This window comes from Lactobacillus sp. B4026 (assembly GCF_026535825.1).
GTDB classification, from domain to species: domain Bacteria; phylum Bacillota; class Bacilli; order Lactobacillales; family Lactobacillaceae; genus Lactobacillus; species Lactobacillus panisapium.
Genome location: NZ_JAFNPD010000004.1, coordinates 130537 through 146792, shown reverse-complemented (window position 1 = coordinate 146792; position 16256 = coordinate 130537). Strand labels below are relative to the sequence as shown.

Genomic DNA, 16256 nt, shown 5'->3' with positions numbered 1-16256 from the left:
ATGATGTTGAAGTTGAAGATTCCAAGATACTTGGCAACAGTTCGTTTAGTCTGCATGAAGGAGACTTCATCATGTATGATTCACCCAAAATTGGTTATAACCTATCATGCAGTAAGAAGAATAAAATTAAATTCTTTGGCAAGTCGCACTCAACTCATTTTGAGCGAACCATCAATAATAAGCCAATGCTTACTGTTAAGGATAGGAAAGGTTATATCAGTATCAAAGATTAGAAAATAACAAGCAGGTATTTCAAACAAAAGCGTTTATTTTTACATTTTATTGTTTAATAGCTAGAAGGTAAAATACGATGAATAAAAAAATCAAATTATGGTCAATTATAATAATTTTAGGTCTAGCTGTTTTTTGCGGTGGCAAAGCAATATCCAACCAGCAAAATGTTACAGCTGCTGATCCCTCAACCACTCAATCCGGTGAAACGAGTCGAGTAATTAAAGTTGATCCGTTCAATAGTATTAAGTTTGCAGCTTATCGACCTGACATAAAAATTTCTTCAGGAAATAATTTTCAAGTTACTGTAAGTGGGAACCAAGGAGCAGATATCAATAAAATCAAGGCTGAAGTTAAAAACAAGCAATTAGTAATCTCAGATCAACCCGAAAAATCATATCGGGATGGAAACTACTATATAAATATTACTGTTCCTAATACAACAACAATTAAAAAACTAACTGGTTCCTGCGATTCCGGCGATTTCAGCTTGAACCAACTAAATATTCCTCAAGTTAACATGTCATTCCATGTCGGTGACGTTAAAATTAACCATCTTAAAGCAAAAAATATTCGTCTTAAGCTAAAAAATGGCGACCTTAAAATTAGTAATTCGAACTTTAACAAGGCTTCATTCGCCTTAGATGAAGGTGATTTTTCTATCAGCAAAAGTAATTTTAAAGCCAATGTAACAATGGGCAAAATGGGCTATGCCAAAGTCAAAAGTTCAAAATTGCTTGGTAACAGTTCTTTTAAATTAGCTGAGGGCAATTTCCAAATGTCTAATGCGCCAAAACTTAGTTATAAGCTTGCTACCAAACATTCAGGCATAGTTAAAGTTCATAATAAGTCTCATCATCATAATTTTTCTAAAACTTTATCACATCAACCACTTCTTAAAGTCACTAGTAAAAGCGGTGATATTAATATTAAGTAATCTTAAACAGCAACTGGGAGCTTATTAAAGTCGAAACTTTAGCAAATCCAAGATTCCACAAAATTAATGTGTTTTTTTACATTTATAGATGTAACATAGTCGTAGCTTAATCATATTAGTAACCGTTAATTCACTTCAATTAAAAAATTTAGGCTGATATTTTTATTCTAGCGTGGTAACTAAATGATTGGCTATTAATCAAATGTTTTTTAAAAATAATTCTAAGTATGTTAAGCGCTTAGTCTAATTTCACTTATCATATTCTAGAAAAATAATTTATATTGAGGTGATTTTATGAATCTAAATAAAAAAATAGTGTTCGGTTCAGTCGCAAGTATTTTAGCGCTGGGCTCAGTAGTACCGATAATTCAAAATTCAAATCCATCAACTGTATCTGCTAAATCAGCAACTATTACTTTAAATCATAATTCCTATATTTACAGCTCTAATGGCAAGCGTACTTATTTTAATGGTAAAAAGACCTTAAAAACAGGTACGGTTGTAAATTCAAACGGAAAGATTTCAACTATTAATGGTAAGAATTATTATTCCATTACTAACAATGCTTATATTAAAGCTAGCAATGTAGGGATGATTGATGATCAAGTCCAAAAAGGCAATTTGCAGTTAAATTATAATTCATTTGTCTACGACAAAAACGGCAAGCGTTTATCTACATACCGTGGGAGTAAATCTAATACCCATATCAAAAAAGGCACTCCTTTAAAATATGCCACTTCTATTGAGCCTGTTGATCGAAATAGTAAACATTTTTATCTTTTAAATGACGATGGTTACAATCAATCTTGGCTACCATATGAAAAAATCGGTAATAAATATTACTACAATATTGGTGCTGGAGGCTATATCAATGCTTCGAATGTAGATAAAATTGACAATAAGCCCCTATACACTACTGAAACTTCTGTTACAATTGAAAACTCAAATATTAAGCAGCCATTTACGATTGGTACTGGCAAAGACAAAACAGAAATACAGAATGGTAAGACCTACAACGTTGACAGGATTACAGGTGTAACCGCTGATCCATCTAGTCTTACAGAATATCGTATTAGTGGTACTACCGATGCCTTTATTAGTTCTAACCTTGTCAAAACTAGGCCTCGTCAAAGATTAGAAATATATACGTATGCCACATATGTAAGTTTTAATAAAGCTACAAGTACATATGACGCACAAGGAAAGGCCCTACATATTGAAGGTACCCATTCTACTTTTAATAAAAATGATAAATATCCGGTTGAGGATTTAACATACATTTGGATTCCTGAAGAAAATAAGGCTGAACTATTTTACTTACTACAATATTCTTGGACTAAAAATGGTATCAAAAATAGTATACCGGGTAACTTTGTGAATGAGAGTTATCAAGGACTTATCTACGTTAAAGCATCTGATGTAAATTACTGTTCTGGACCTTATCTGAAACCAGATAATTCTCCTGAGCAGGCAAAAGCAGATGCTAACGTGGCCAAGGAAGCTGATAAAAAAGAGCTTCAAAACTTAATTAGTCAAGAAAATACGATAGTTGCCTATAAGAAGAATAATGTTATCAGATTTTGTGACGTATATTATAGCTATGCCTTAAAATTTGCTAAGAGCATAAATGACTCAAATACTGCAAGTATAGCAGAAGTTAAAAAAGCCACTTCATTATTATCTACAGCTCAAAAAGCAGTAATTAATAGTACTCCTGAACAAGACCAAATAGATAATATTTTGATAAACACTAATCCCTATCTTTATATAAAATAGAATAGCAATAATCAAAGCTAATACAGTTTAAAGCTTCATTTCGATATTTAATCGGAATGAAGCTTTTTTTATTATTGGGTTAAAACATAATTAAGACTAATACGCTTGAAGACTTGTTTAATCGACATTTATAACTTCGTTAGCATGTAGTCTTTTGTAGTTTTAATATACATGTTTTTACTAATTAGCGACATGTAACAAATCGCAAGCAGTGACTAGTATTTATTAATAGTCATTGCTTTTTTTGTATAACTTACTTGCCAAAATTTTTTCAACCTTAAAGCACTAGTTAATCAAGTTAAATTACAGTTTTATCAATGCCAATAATTATCTTCTATCAATAATTTAGCCATAATAAAAACCTCGAAGTTGTCTTAACTTCGGGGTTCATATCAAATATCTACTCACTCTTCTTTTAATTTGCTAATAAGTCACCTGGATACTTACCAATTAGAAGTATCGGTGTTTCTGATATATCTTTATGCTTTAAATAACGCTTTAATTGTTTAATTGAAGTATCAGCTATTTGCTTATTCTTACCAGTTAATTCGCTAGCTAACGTTTGCGCTTGCTCTAATAAAGCCGAAGTAGGTTCATTATTATCTTTAGCATCCATTACTTTTAGTTCAGCATTAATTAGTGGTTGTAAGTCCTTATTAAATAGATTTTTGTTATAAATACCATTCACGTAGTTCGTATAACCTTTATATTTACCATCCTTAGAAATCAAATCAACGGAAATGCTGTTTTTAATGGTTGTCAGCTTTCTGACCTTAAATAGTGTATGGTTTTTAACGAGCTTCTTTAATACCTTTCGGCTATATGATTTACCACCCTTGGCTGCTGTATTCTTATATAACACACCTTTAGCAGCATCAGGTAATACAAAAGCATACCCAGCTTTAGCTAACTTCTTAGTCCAAGCTTTATTAGTTACAAGCTTAGGTTTTTCAATTTGTGCAGCTTGGACTGCAGTAATATTTGTGGTTGCCAACAGTTGTCCCGCCGATACTATCGTTAAAACAACTAAGATTTTTTTAAATTTCATTTTTACGTCTCATTTTTTAAAAAGTAATTATAAATTGCAGATTATTTTTTTGAAAATTATAACACATATTTTAATTTATTGTGTGTTTCTTTAAATATCTACCAATCCGTTTAATGTACATTAAACGGATTGGTGGTTATATTTTCTGCATAGCAAATTTAGAAAAAATAAAATCCTAATTTCTTCATTATTGATAACAGACTTAGAAATATACATATGGGTATCAAAAAGTCTCAAAAGCTTTTTAACTCTTGAGACTTACTACAAAAATATAATTTAACAAACAGTAATGTTGTGAAATACATGTCCCTCAAATATTTTGTGGTTAACTTACAACCCATTTCTTATAAATTAATTTCCCAAAAGGCTAACGTCGCGTACGCTAATTTTAAAAATTGGCTTTATATCATAATTTACAACACAATGCTTATGATTAATTATTCCGTCATATTCAAGTATATTACCAGTACTTTGATTCTCACTAGTTATCTTAAAATACCTGTCTTTACTTTTTTTCAATACATCATATGTTTTCTGATCATATGAATATTTCCTAAGACTGTGTTCATTTTTAAAAGCGTTATAGGCTATTGTTTCCAAAGAAAGATGATATAAGTTGATACCCATATTTAGGATAAAATAAAATACAATAGCAGCTACAATAAATTTTTCAATCCGCTTAAAGAAATCCACGATTATTTCCTCATAATGCCATAATAATTTTGATTATAACTATATTCTACATCAGTTAAATCTTTATCCAAATCTTCTTGTATTTACTTTCTATGCTTTATCTATAATATTTTAAACAATAGTAAAGCCCTCTAAATTTCTTTTTTAAAGTCAATATCATCATATTCCCCATTAAACCACGGATTATAGCCAATAGACTTATAGATTACAGTGCCATTATTTTCTTGAGTCAATTCGAATCGTTGACCAAGTTTAACATCTGCCTTACTCGGAATCGTGAGAACAGTAGAATTACCAACTTTTCTAGCAAAAAAGCTACCTAATTTCTTTTCCATTAATATCATCTCATTAGTTCATTTTATTATAGGTGTACACGATTTCTAAAAAAATTATAATTATATCTTTACAAAATCTAAGCAATATAGTCATAACATTTATTTAACATAATTTAATAAAGGTTATAGTCATTTTAAACACCTCTCTAATTTAACTATGATATTATAAGCTAAGTTAAGTATTATATTTTTCAGTTTTATAATTATTATTTCGGAAGTTATTATGATTGATTATAGACAAAAAATAATAGACAAATTACAAACTCAATCTAAACTAAGTTTATCGACTTGTGAGTTTCAAGAAATTAATGATCTCAATTTAGATCAGTTTAATGCCATTGGATACATGGGTAATAAATTTTCTTATGTTTACTCCACTTATGATGGCAAACTACTACATAAGATGTCAGTAATGGGAGATAAAAATCTGCGCCATGTAGATAAAATTTTTAAAGACATAGAACAAACGTATCAAATAGCAAATTCGAAAGTTCTTATTTATATTGAAGAAGATTATGTTATATATGATCTGAGAAATCCTAATTTTAGGTCTAAGCATCGTGCTCTCGACAAAATGGAAAATAATGGCTGTAAAATTATTAAATCAGCACAATATCATTGTAGATTCGGATTCAAAATACCTACCAATCTTGGTTTAAAAGATCCCGATAGAAAAAGCATATATAATTTATATAATCATAGATGTGTATATTGTAATAAAAAATTACGTAAAGATGATTTTCAAATAGATCACATTGTTCCTAAGAATGAAGGCGGCAATAACTACTACAAAAATTGGGCTTTGACATGTGAAGAGTGCAATGAAGATAAAAATAATTTGATTTTTTCCTGGAATAGAAACGGTTTGGCTTTTAAAGGTAAAATGTATCTAATAAAGCTAACAAATAACTATCATTTTTATAAAATAAAAATTGGTAATGACTATAGACTAGTTAGAAAACAAAAGAATTTTGATTTTAAAGCATACTTTACGATATACCAAAAAGTGAATAATATATATGTCAACAGAGATAATATAGACAGTGGTTATCAATTTATCATAAATATTACTAACTCAATTGACCTTGAGGAAATTACTGAAAATGGGAAAAAGATTGATAATAAAACAATTGAAAATATATTAGGCACCCAAAGAATAAATAAATGTAGTACAAAAAGAATTGATGATTGGCTTAAGTAGTAGAAACTATTGCTCTTAACTTATCTAAGAATTGGTAGTTTTTCAAAGCTAAACAAATAAAGTCTGACAAAGGCTATTTAAATCTTTGTCAGACTTTTACTGTATTTTTATCGATCTCCTTTTAAATTTAAATCTAAAAAGTGCAATGGTTGAAGTTAACTCTAGACTCTTTAGACTTTACTATTTGTTTATCGACTAATTTGTTTTATCCTGGTGGGCTTGCTTTTCTGCATCTTGAGCAGTATTGCTTGGCTTTAAATTAATCCCGTAAATGAACTTTACTTCGCTACTTTTAACATAAGCATCGCCAACATCAATTTTTGAGCAGATTTTTAATTCTTTATATTAAATAACCAGTTGTTTTCAATACTATGTTTTAGTGGTTTTATCTTTTATTACTGTTTACTTCAAACGCATAGCCTACTTTAGGAATTGCTACTTTAGCAGACTGGCTGATTTTTTTACCAGTTTGGTCTTGACGAATAGTAAAATGCCCTGTTTTGCCTTTGAGCAGGCCAGCAGGAAAAACTATTTGCGTTTTTTCTGAATCAGCCGTAACAGCATACATTTTGTGGTTATTGTAGTAAAAATTCAGTGTACAGCCCTTGTTTGTTGCTATTTCATAAGTAACACTTTCTTTTGTTCGATTGCCTTTAACAGCGCACGGCACAGGTGCAGCATAATCTTTACTGGTGAGTTTTACCTTGGTAGTTGCTTTCTTGCTAGCTTTATTTATACCATACAGAGTGAAATTCTTGTAACCTTTAAATTTAAGGTTAGCGGCAAAATTGCCTGATTTATTAACTTTAGCTGTTTTAACATTTTGCTTATTATAAAATATTTTTACTTTCTTTAGTCCGTTAGCTTCACCAGTTAACTTTACTTGATTTTTATTATTATCATAAAGTGTATGAATATTTCTTAATTTGGGAACAGCTTTAACATAGGTAGTAGCTGTTATAATGTTTTCTACATCTTGGGCAGTATTGCTTGGCTTTAACTTAATCCCGTAAACGAACTTTACTTCGTTACTTTTTACATAAGCGTCGCCAACATCAATTTTTTCGCTAACGTCTGGCTGAGTAGCATAGAATTGATGACCTTTAAGGTGATAGAATAATTCTGCCTTATTTTCAGCAGGTACCCAAAGATATAGCAGCTTATCTACTTTAATGAATCCACCCTGTTTTCTGATTCTTTGACCGTGATGGTCTTGCATAGTGCCGTCTGCATTATAAACATCTACGTCTTTAGTAAACTTGATGTACGAAAAAGTCTCATTATCATAGTCATGAACAGGTAATTTCTTGGCTGCCTTAACATCTACTCCCCAAAGCCAATCATGGGTGCCTTTAATACGATAAATCGTCCCATTTGGCACAGCCGTGCTGATTGCATCAGCACGGCTACCTTCTTCACAACGATCGACTTTGAATTTTGTTCCCTTTTTAGCGTGCTTTATAACTCTAATCATACCGTTATCTTCATAAATTGGCGTACCTAGAGTAAAGGTGACCGTTACTGTGGTTTCTTCAGTACTTGAGCCGATTATCGCTCCTAAATTTTGCGCTTTGATATATTGCTTTTTCGGACCACCGATGCGGTAATACAATAGACCATTTTTAAATTGATAGGCATCGCCATAGGTAGTTACCGTACTGCCAGCTTTGATGACTTTTGGTTCAGCTTTACGCGTGCTGGAAGCATAAACATACGAATTATGTTTTACTTTACGCTTTACACCGTCAATATTATTAGCTTTTAGGTACTGCTTTTTATTTTTTACTTTATAGTAAGGAGCATGCGGCTCAGTTCCAATAATTATCGGCTGATCATCAAGAATAACTTTGGAATAAGCATGGTATTTCCCTTTAACTTTTTTGCCTTCCTTAGAGTAGGCCTGAGCATCATGCATAATTGTCTTTGAAATAGAATGACTTGCAGCATGAACAGAATTTAGTTGGCTGCTTAGACCAACAGAAATGGCACACAGTGCTGCAACTATCAAATATTTAACTTTTTGCTTCATAATTAGTTGCCTCTTTTTACTCAACTTTAATAGTACATTTTTATTATATGTAGTTTTTGAGTCGATTAAAATGGAAAAAAATAATATTGATAAAATAGATAACGTTTTTAACGTAATGAAAAAGCTAGTCAGACTGATACTTCTTTAGTGGAAAGCCAAGACGGAATTAAAAAAATATTTTTCAAACTTTCCGATGTCTCATTCTAATTTGATTGTACCCTATTGATCATAATGTGCAATAACAAAAGGCAGCGAAGTCACTGCCCTTTGTCTGGTTAATAAAAATTAGATATAGTATTGGTCATGCTCTAAAGCAGTTTCATCAAAATTAACTATTTTAAATACATAGTTCTCAAAAGAGTACATCCAATTATTGTCATAGTCTTCAAAGTCTTTATAGGTTTTCGACCTTTTGATTGTTTCACTATCATCATCTTCGTCTATGTCTGATTCTGCTATAAACGGTTTTGAAGAAATGTTAAAATTCGCATGTATAGCTCCCAAAAGATTTAGTAAATTCAAAAAATCTTTTCCTGAATTTACACAAACGGTTAAAGATTTGAAAGAATTATTATTTTCTCCAAGATAAACTCTTGCTCTATTATAATCTTCAACAGACTCCGCCTTGCAATTGTCTATACTAGATATATTTTCTTTAACAGTAACTGTCGGAGCTTGCTTTTTAAAAAATTCCATTAACTCTCTTAATTTCGAAAATTTCTCATCATTCATTTCTTAATCATACCATTTAAAAGGACGTGTGTGGAAACATGATTTTCCCTAAGAAGCAATCAATATTACCGCTTAAAACTGCATAACCATGTCGCCCACGCGTATAGGAGTGAGAATACTGCCACCAAGCTTGGTATCGACCTATACCTCAGCTGATCTTAAGATGCTTACATAGTTTTTTAGAAGTAGCTAAAGTAGTTTCCATATTGAAACTTTGTTTATTAGCAATAAAAGAATGAATGTTTTTAACTTCAATTCTCATTGCTTTCAAGTTGCTTACAGGGTCGCGCCAATCCCAGTGGTAAATTGCGCTCAAAGAGTTCCTCTGTTTACGGCGGTTGGACAGAGAGTCTGCTTAAGCAAATTCAAGTTAGCATTTGCTTTTTAGGATCTGATGGTTTTTATAATTTTGCGGGCCCAACCAGTCCATCATATTCAGATGCTTCAATTGATGCCGTGATCTTGCAACAAGCACGGAAAAAATATATCTTAGCCGATAAGACTAAGTTCAAACGCACTAGTCTCTATCAAATTACCCAGTGGAGTAATATCACCGGCTTAGTTACCAATAAAAATGCCGAAGAAGATCTGTTAGCTAAAGTTAAACAGCAAACGGTAGTAATCACAGCCTAACGATTACACTGTTTAAATTAATTTGAACACCAAAAACCCCTAATTAGCACTTCTAATTAGGGGTTTACTTTTAATTATTTAAATGAATTAAATTACTTTTTTGCCTGATAGCGTGACTTACCGTTCAAGTAAGTTTCGCTCAATGTCATATCAGGGTTCAAAACGATAAAGTCAGCAGGCTTATCAGGAGCAATTGAACCACATTTATCTAAGATATTTGCGCTTTTAGCTGGTACATATGACGCCATCATAATTGCTTCTTCTGGGGTGGCAGCATTCCAGTCAACCACATTCTTAATAGCGACATTTAACTGCAAGATACTACCGGCAAGGTTATCGCCGTCCTTAAGACGGGCCATGCCATCTTTGACGTAAACTGGCAATTCACCAAGCATATAGTCACCATCTGGCATCATTCCAGCTTCCATACAGTCAGTGATTAAACAAATATGTTCTGCACCCTTAATCTTAATTAATGATCGAACCAATTCTTTTTTCACGTGGTGCCCATCACAAATCAATTCATCAGTAACATTATGCAAGTCCATTGCTGCATTTGAAATTGATGAGTCATGGTGTGACGGATCAGGCATGCCATTGAAAGTGTGCGTAAACATGGTTGCACCTGCTTCAACGCCAGCTTTAGCTTGTGCGTAAGTTGCACTTGAATGGCCCAAGGAAACGACAACGCCCTCTTTAACAACAGTGCGAATGAATTCCTTCGCACCCTTTCTTTCAGGTGCAAGGGAAATTTTGTTAAGTAAACCTTCTGATTGATCACGCCAGTCATTAAATTGCTTAATACTTGGATCTAGCAAGTACTTCGGGTTCTCAGCACCAGCATGTTCTGCAGTAAAGTATGGACCTTCAAAGTGCAGTCCCTGAATCTTAGCACCAGTTTCTTCACCCTTACGGGCACCGAACATTTGACAAATTCTAGTTAAAGTATTTTCGTCCGCAGTATAAGTAGTAGGCAACCAGCTAGTAACGCCTGAGCGCAAGAAGCCTTCAGACAAACGGTTAATGCCATCCCATTCGCTTACCATTACATCTTCTTTTAAAGAACCGTGAACATGCGTATCAACCAATCCGGGTGCAATCCATTTACCAGGATAATCAACAATCTTACCTGTTGGGGTTTCGTTTTCAGGGTAGTAAAAACCAAACTTACCATCATCTTGAACTTCAAGGTAACCGCCATCTTCAGTTACATTTTCAAGAAAAAACTTGTCAGCATGAATATAATACGTCATAATTTTTGCCTTTCACTTAAAAACTCGAACTTTGTCTTTATAAGTCCATTTTAGCTTAATGCACTGGTCATTACCAGTTGAATTACAAATAGTACGGAAAGTTTTGTTTTTTTAGTTATAATAGGTATAGGTAGACTATATAGGAAGCAAAATCATGATACAAGACACGCAAATAAATAGACATCAATTAGGGGCATTGACCGGTGCAAGTAAGTGCGATAACTATTATGAGTTGCACTTTGCAACTGGTGAAGTGGCGCACTTCTACATTTTGGCCGATGGAATTTTTCGTCTAATCCTTGATCCCGAACAAAATTTCACTGAACAGCCAGCTTCATTTATTCAGCTAGCTAAATTTGATAACAATGCTTTTGAGCGTTCACAGGTACGGGCAACAAACGACTCATTAATTATTCATTCGGGTAATTACCAAGTTATTTTTTGGCAAAAGCCGGCTATTATGAGTATCTTCGATGAAACTTTGCACCGAACGAGAATGTCGCAATCTAGCCCATTAGAGCTTGGTACTGAGCAAACTAGCGAATTTTTAGTTCAAAATAAAAACGAATTTTACTTTGGTGGCGGTTTACAAAACGGCTATTTTAGTCACAAGGGCCGGAAAATTCAAATTAAGCATGACCAGATCACAGGCGACGGCGGAGTTGTCACGCAAGTACCATTCTTCTGGTCCAACGCAGGCTATGGTGAATTACGTAATACTGTTCAAAGCGGTATATATGATTTTGGGCAGAAAAATCACAGCGTTACTACGTTGACACACCAAGATCAACTTTTTGACAATTTTTACCTGGTAGGCAACACCCCGCAGGAACTTCTCGCTAAATTTTATCAGCTAACCGGAAAACCCGTCCTATTGCCTAAATATATGCTTGGTTTAGGACATCTAGGTAATTTTTGTACCACTCTTTGGCAGCCTAGTGCAGCATCAGTTCGCAACGCAACAAAAATTAACAATAATTTTTATCTACGGACGAGCGATGAAAATTCTGCCTCGGGAAAAGCATCACTTAACGGTGAAGAAAATTATCACTTTTCAGCAAGGGCAATGATTGACCGTTATAAAGCCATGCACATCCCATTAAGCTGGTTTGTACCCAATTACGGCGTTCAAGCAACTAATGAGCAAGCTCTCGCCTTTTTTAACGACTATGCGTTAAATCAAGGCGTTCATCCCGGCTTATGGCATGAAGAAGACGCAACTTTACCAGCAAAAACCGCCTTTACTTACAGTAATAACCCCAACTTAACTGCTTCGGATACTGAGAAGCTGAAAACAGAGCTGCAGCGTAAGCGGCCACTGGTCTTAAGTAACTCTGGTTTTGCCGGCATGCAAAAAGACGCCGCCATAATCTATGGTGATGTTGGGGGTAATTGGGAGAGTATCGCCACTCAAGTTGCCGGTTTAGTAGGCTCTAATTTATCAGGACAACCACTTGCTGGAGCGGCAGTTGACGGCCTTTTGGGCGGTGGCAATGCGCAAATTAATGTTCGCGACTTCGAATGGAAAGCATTCACACCCCTTCTTTTCAACATTGATGACCAAGGAGATTTTAGCAAGACACCGTTTGCTTATAATCGGAAAATTACGGAAATTAATCGTGCCTATTTGCAGTTGCACAGCCGTCTGAAAAATTATTTATACACGCTTAATGCACAGGCACGCGAAGGTAATCTTATCTTGCAGCCACTATTTATTGCTTTTCCAGATGAACGGACTAATTACACCGAACAATTCGGTACCGAGTTCATGCTAGGCAACAATTTGCTAATTGCACCTATTACTAATGGCCGCGAAGATGAAGAAGGCAATTCCCGCAAGGACAATTTATACCTGCCGGGTAAGCACACGATGTGGATTGATCTTTTTACCGGCGAAAAATATGCTGGTGGTCGTGTTTACAATAACTTAACCTACCCAACCTGGCATTTGCCGGTCTTTGTCCGTGGTGGCAGTATCTTTGATTTTGGCAAGCGTGACTATGTCATTTATCCGCAAGGAAACAGCCAGGCAGAAATATACGACGATGATGGCTTAACCGATTTTGAACATAACTATTGCAAGACTCAGATTACCAGCAAGCTTGATGAGGAAAAGCTGACAGTTACTATTAATCCGGTTAAAGGCGAATACCCTGATCTGGAAGCAGAGCAAGGAACCAATTTAACTTTATTATGCGATTCTTATCCTGATAATGTTATTGTTAAAATAAATGACCAAATTGTTCCACTCCAAGTCTACGGCTCGCTTGATGCCTTTAACCTAGCGCACGAAGGGATTTTTTATAATACTAACTATTCCTTAGATGAATTTGATCAATATCATGACCAAAAGCAAAAGGCCCTCCAAATTAAGCTTGCTAGCCGTGAAATTGCAACTACCAAAATTGAAGTGACGGTGCGTAACTTTACTTACAGCAGCAAAGTCATGGTTCATTCAATTACCAGTGGGATTATTCCCTCACCGAAACTTCCTTCAGTTGATTCCAGCAAAATCACAGCTCATTCATTTGAACTCGCTTGGTCGCAAGCTGACGAAGTTCAAGTTGAAATTAACAATATCCTGTACGAAGGAATTAAGGGTAATAGTTTTACGTTCCATGAACTGACGCCTAATACCCGCTATATCATCCGAATGCGCTATGTTGTGGGCAATCGCGTATCAGAATGGTCTGATCTTTTCGGCGTAATTACTAAGCACGCAGCCGAGGACTATGCAATTCAGGAGATTACCATTTCCAGCAACTGCGATAGCAAGCCGCACCATCCACTCGCATACTTGACCGACCTCAAGATGGCCAGTGAATGGCAAACTGAGCAGAGTATTGCGCCTGATAAGCCTCTGGAATTAACTTTTACCTTTAATGATATTGAAAAGTTAAGTCGGATGACCTTTGTTCCCCGTAATATCGATCACGAAGGTGACCCAACCGATATCAGTGTTGCTGTTTCAACTGATGGTGAAAATTACAACTTGTATGCCGAGCACCTAAAGTGGCGAGCCGACAGTAAAAATAAAGTAGTTGGCTTACGCGATGTGCGGGCAAAGGCCGTTCGCCTCACCATTTATCAAAGCTCAGGACCTTTGGTTGCTGCACGTGAAATCATCTTTTTCAGAGCTAAACGATAACTAAATAGCAGTAAAACAAAAAGAAAGGCTACAATTGTAACCTTTCTTTTTTGTCTCTAAAAACTTAGTAAGCTTAAAACCAGGTAGTCGAAGATAAAGCAATATCTTCATTTTTATCTGGCTGATTTAACTTAGTAAGCAGGTCAATGCCCTCCTTAGATAGCGTCATGCTTCGAGCAAGCTCACTTAATTTGATTAATAGCCTGCTTCGTACCTGATACTCATTTTCATGTTGCTTTAATTGCAAAATTGCGGCAATAATTAAAGCTTGTTCATTTTTCTTGGGTAAGTTCTGCTTTTCTAATAACTTCAATAAATCCATTTTTACTACCATCTTTTCGATACCTAATAACATAGTATTTTAGAACTAGTTCGCCCTAATCATAGCAGTTTTAATTTTAATATATAACCAAAATTCTATCATGATTTCAAGCTAATGATTCATCAAAAAATTAACTCTTGAACTTAATCGTTTGAATTTCTTGTCCGTGTTCGACTTCACCGGGTGAAATTGGTGAAACAGAATCAATAATATCCATATTAGTATAAACAATAATCACCGTATCATCATAATTTGCTCCAGTAATTGCCGCTGTGTCCATCTCAGCCAGCGGGGTACCTTGTTTAACTGAATCACCCTCTTGGACAAAGACATTAAAAGGTTTTCCCTTTAATTCAACCGTATCAATCCCCAAGTGAACCAATATTTCCAAATTATTCTTTGCCGTGATTCCGATAGCATGCTTGGTAGGAAAAATGGTAGTAATTTTACCTGCAATTGGAGCAAAAATTTTCCCATCTGCTGGCTTAATCGCAAAGCCGTCTCCTAACATTTTAGTCGAAAACACTTCATCCTTGACTTCTGTGAGTGGCAACAACTCGCCGTCTGCCGCCGCACTTACCGTAAAATCTTTCTTTTTAAATAAATTAAACATTTGTTATCACCTTTTACTTCTTACTACTTAACCAAATGGTCAAAATTAAACACAAGCCAAATATAAGCAGAAAAATTACTGAAGCTCCCCGAATCAGTTTATTATTACTCTGCTCTTTCTGGTTTATACCATTTGTGCGAACAAGTCCACCCATAGCCAATAATACGCAAATAAAATTGCCCGCCATGACTTGACCAATTGCCTGGCACAGCATAAAAAAGCGGTAAGTAGGTAAATCGGCTAAAATTTTTTCCTTATTTAGCCACAAATAATAACCAAAGATAAAGTTGATAATCATCATAATCATGTCAACCGCAATTATCGGAGTTGCCGTTAAGATCGCGGCTAAACTTTGTGCAGTTAAACTGGCTTCATAAGCAACAAAGCCGGCAAAAAATAGCGGTATGATAATTAAAGCAGCAATATAAGTGTTTAAAATTTTGCCGGTATCTAAATGTGCTCTATCTAAAAGTCTAATAACAAAATTGTTCGTTTTACTTATCATTTTGTTCACTTTTTTCTTTCCGCCAAATATCAAACTTATTTACCAAAAAATCAACTAATGAATAAGCCATAATAAATGAGGCGTTTTTGGTAGTAGTAAATTTAATTGTAGGATAGTAAAAATTATAGTCAGAAAGCGAAGCAAGTTCGTTCTGCTTTAAGTCCGTGAAAGAAACGTAACGTAACTTATTATTAACTAATTCAAACTTCGTTAGTTCGTCATTAATTTCTTTATTATCGCCTGTGTATGAAATTATAAACAGCATATCCCCTTTTTGCGCAATTTTACCCACCATTTCCAATTCGCTAATCGCGGCAGGCAGTACAATCGAAGAAATACCAAAAAGTAATAATTCATGCGATAAATAATTGGATAACATTTGCTGAATCCAGCCTGTTGAATAAATATAAACGTTACTAGCATTGCTTAGCTCAGTATAAAATTTGGCTAAATCAAGCGAGTCAAAGTATTTACGTAAATTCTCAGTTTCTTTTTCCAAATCTGCACCAAAGTTATTGGCAAAGTTCATTTTATTGTTATTCTGCTCATTTTCTAAGCAAACCTCATTTAAATAAAATTTTAATTCGGTATAGCCACTTAGACCAAGATGCTTACATAAACGAAAAATTGCCGATCTCGAAACATACAATTTTTCTGCTAATTCGGAAAGACTCAAGTTCTTACACAATTTAGCATTGTCTAGAACAAATTGAATGATCCGTATTTCAGAATCATTCAACTTGCTACTATTTTGATAAATTAGGGATTTTAATTTTGACATTAATACGCTCCATATAAAA

General features: G+C 34.4%; 16 protein-coding genes. 6 read left to right on the top strand and 10 right to left on the bottom strand.

Features of this window, described 5'->3' with window-relative positions; all coding sequences use genetic code 11:
• From J3U69_RS05360 to J3U69_RS05350, 3 genes are all read left to right on the top strand, one after another.
• Positions 1-233, top strand: a 233-nt coding sequence (locus J3U69_RS05360) for a hypothetical protein (RefSeq protein WP_267413306.1), incomplete at its 5' end; no start/stop codon positions are given.
• A gap of 77 nt (positions 234-310) precedes the next feature.
• On the top strand, positions 311-1168 hold the full coding sequence (locus J3U69_RS05355; protein WP_267413304.1) for a DUF4097 family beta strand repeat-containing protein: 858 nt from the start codon (positions 311-313) through the stop codon (positions 1166-1168).
• Positions 1169-1462: 294 nt separating this feature from the next.
• Positions 1463-2944 (top strand): SLAP domain-containing protein, encoded by a 1482-nt coding sequence (locus J3U69_RS05350; RefSeq protein ID WP_267413303.1) that lies wholly within the window; start codon positions 1463-1465, stop codon positions 2942-2944.
• A gap of 415 nt (positions 2945-3359) precedes the next feature.
• Here the strand turns inward: J3U69_RS05350 and J3U69_RS05345 are convergent, their stop codons facing one another.
• The 3 genes from J3U69_RS05345 to J3U69_RS05335 form a co-directional block, all read right to left on the bottom strand.
• Positions 3360-3992, bottom strand: a complete 633-nt coding sequence (locus J3U69_RS05345; protein WP_267413302.1) for a hypothetical protein — start codon at positions 3990-3992, stop codon at positions 3360-3362.
• Positions 3993-4343: 351 nt separating this feature from the next.
• On the bottom strand, positions 4344-4685 hold the full coding sequence (locus J3U69_RS05340) for a hypothetical protein (protein WP_267413301.1): 342 nt from the start codon (positions 4683-4685) through the stop codon (positions 4344-4346).
• Positions 4686-4816: 131 nt separating this feature from the next.
• A complete protein-coding gene (locus J3U69_RS05335) occupies positions 4817-5020 on the bottom strand; it encodes an AbrB/MazE/SpoVT family DNA-binding domain-containing protein (protein ID WP_267413300.1) in 204 nt (67 codons plus the stop codon).
• 223 nt (positions 5021-5243) lie between these two features.
• Between J3U69_RS05335 and J3U69_RS05330 the strand changes: the two genes are divergently transcribed.
• Positions 5244-6221, top strand: a complete 978-nt coding sequence (locus J3U69_RS05330) for an HNH endonuclease (protein WP_267413299.1) — start codon at positions 5244-5246, stop codon at positions 6219-6221.
• 385 nt (positions 6222-6606) lie between these two features.
• Here J3U69_RS05330 and J3U69_RS10405 read toward each other — a convergent pair whose 3' ends face one another.
• Positions 6607-8250, bottom strand: a complete 1644-nt coding sequence (locus J3U69_RS10405) for an SLAP domain-containing protein (RefSeq protein ID WP_323848319.1) — start codon at positions 8248-8250, stop codon at positions 6607-6609.
• Positions 8251-8535: 285 nt separating this feature from the next.
• Complete coding sequence (locus J3U69_RS05320) at positions 8536-8946, bottom strand: hypothetical protein (protein ID WP_267413298.1); 411 nt, start codon at positions 8944-8946, stop codon at positions 8536-8538.
• Between the two features lie 342 nt (positions 8947-9288).
• Between J3U69_RS05320 and J3U69_RS05315 the strand changes: the two genes are divergently transcribed.
• Positions 9289-9615 (top strand): hypothetical protein, encoded by a 327-nt coding sequence (locus J3U69_RS05315; RefSeq protein ID WP_267413297.1) that lies wholly within the window; start codon positions 9289-9291, stop codon positions 9613-9615.
• 92 nt (positions 9616-9707) lie between these two features.
• On the opposite strand, the gene nagA is transcribed toward J3U69_RS05315, so the two are convergent.
• On the bottom strand, positions 9708-10868 hold the full coding sequence (gene nagA, locus J3U69_RS05310) for an N-acetylglucosamine-6-phosphate deacetylase (RefSeq protein WP_103752507.1): 1161 nt from the start codon (positions 10866-10868) through the stop codon (positions 9708-9710).
• A 154-nt stretch (positions 10869-11022) separates the two neighbouring features.
• On the opposite strand from nagA, the gene J3U69_RS05305 reads away from it, so the two are divergent.
• Positions 11023-14016: a TIM-barrel domain-containing protein gene (locus J3U69_RS05305; protein ID WP_267413296.1), complete on the top strand. Its 2994-nt coding sequence runs from the start codon at positions 11023-11025 to the stop codon at positions 14014-14016.
• Between the two features lie 73 nt (positions 14017-14089).
• On the opposite strand, the gene J3U69_RS05300 is transcribed toward J3U69_RS05305, so the two are convergent.
• From J3U69_RS05300 to J3U69_RS05285, 4 genes are all read right to left on the bottom strand, one after another.
• The gene (locus J3U69_RS05300; protein ID WP_267413295.1) at positions 14090-14338 is read right to left on the bottom strand and encodes a hypothetical protein; all 249 of its coding nucleotides are present in this window, start codon (positions 14336-14338) and stop codon (positions 14090-14092) included.
• 130 nt (positions 14339-14468) lie between these two features.
• Complete coding sequence (locus J3U69_RS05295) at positions 14469-14951, bottom strand: PTS sugar transporter subunit IIA (protein WP_103752511.1); 483 nt, start codon at positions 14949-14951, stop codon at positions 14469-14471.
• A gap of 13 nt (positions 14952-14964) precedes the next feature.
• Positions 14965-15456 carry a hypothetical protein gene (locus J3U69_RS05290; protein ID WP_220234904.1) on the bottom strand — a complete coding sequence of 164 codons (492 nt, stop codon included), beginning with the start codon at positions 15454-15456 and terminating at the stop codon, positions 14965-14967.
• Positions 15446-16237, bottom strand: coding sequence for a MurR/RpiR family transcriptional regulator (locus J3U69_RS05285; RefSeq protein WP_220220293.1), 792 nt, complete (start codon positions 16235-16237; stop codon positions 15446-15448). The genes J3U69_RS05290 and J3U69_RS05285 overlap by 11 nt, the downstream gene beginning before the upstream one ends.
• Positions 16238-16256 lie beyond the last annotated feature (19 nt).

Coding starts and splice junctions, on each gene's coding strand:
- J3U69_RS05355 (WP_267413304.1), top strand. CDS start 311: ATGAATAAAAAAATCAAATTATGGTCAATTATAATAATTTTAGGTCTA.
- J3U69_RS05350 (WP_267413303.1), top strand. CDS start 1,463: ATGAATCTAAATAAAAAAATAGTGTTCGGTTCAGTCGCAAGTATTTTA.
- J3U69_RS05345 (WP_267413302.1), bottom strand. CDS start 3,992: ATGAAATTTAAAAAAATCTTAGTTGTTTTAACGATAGTATCGGCGGGA.
- J3U69_RS05335 (WP_267413300.1), bottom strand. CDS start 5,020: ATGGAAAAGAAATTAGGTAGCTTTTTTGCTAGAAAAGTTGGTAATTCT.
- J3U69_RS05330 (WP_267413299.1), top strand. CDS start 5,244: ATGATTGATTATAGACAAAAAATAATAGACAAATTACAAACTCAATCT.
- J3U69_RS10405 (WP_323848319.1), bottom strand. CDS start 8,250: ATGAAGCAAAAAGTTAAATATTTGATAGTTGCAGCACTGTGTGCCATT.
- J3U69_RS05320 (WP_267413298.1), bottom strand. CDS start 8,946: ATGGAATTTTTTAAAAAGCAAGCTCCGACAGTTACTGTTAAAGAAAAT.
- nagA (WP_103752507.1), bottom strand. CDS start 10,868: ATGACGTATTATATTCATGCTGACAAGTTTTTTCTTGAAAATGTAACT.
- J3U69_RS05305 (WP_267413296.1), top strand. CDS start 11,023: ATGATACAAGACACGCAAATAAATAGACATCAATTAGGGGCATTGACC.
- J3U69_RS05300 (WP_267413295.1), bottom strand. CDS start 14,338: ATGGATTTATTGAAGTTATTAGAAAAGCAGAACTTACCCAAGAAAAAT.
- J3U69_RS05295 (WP_103752511.1), bottom strand. CDS start 14,951: ATGTTTAATTTATTTAAAAAGAAAGATTTTACGGTAAGTGCGGCGGCA.
- J3U69_RS05290 (WP_220234904.1), bottom strand. CDS start 15,456: ATGATAAGTAAAACGAACAATTTTGTTATTAGACTTTTAGATAGAGCA.
- J3U69_RS05285 (WP_220220293.1), bottom strand. CDS start 16,237: ATGTCAAAATTAAAATCCCTAATTTATCAAAATAGTAGCAAGTTGAAT.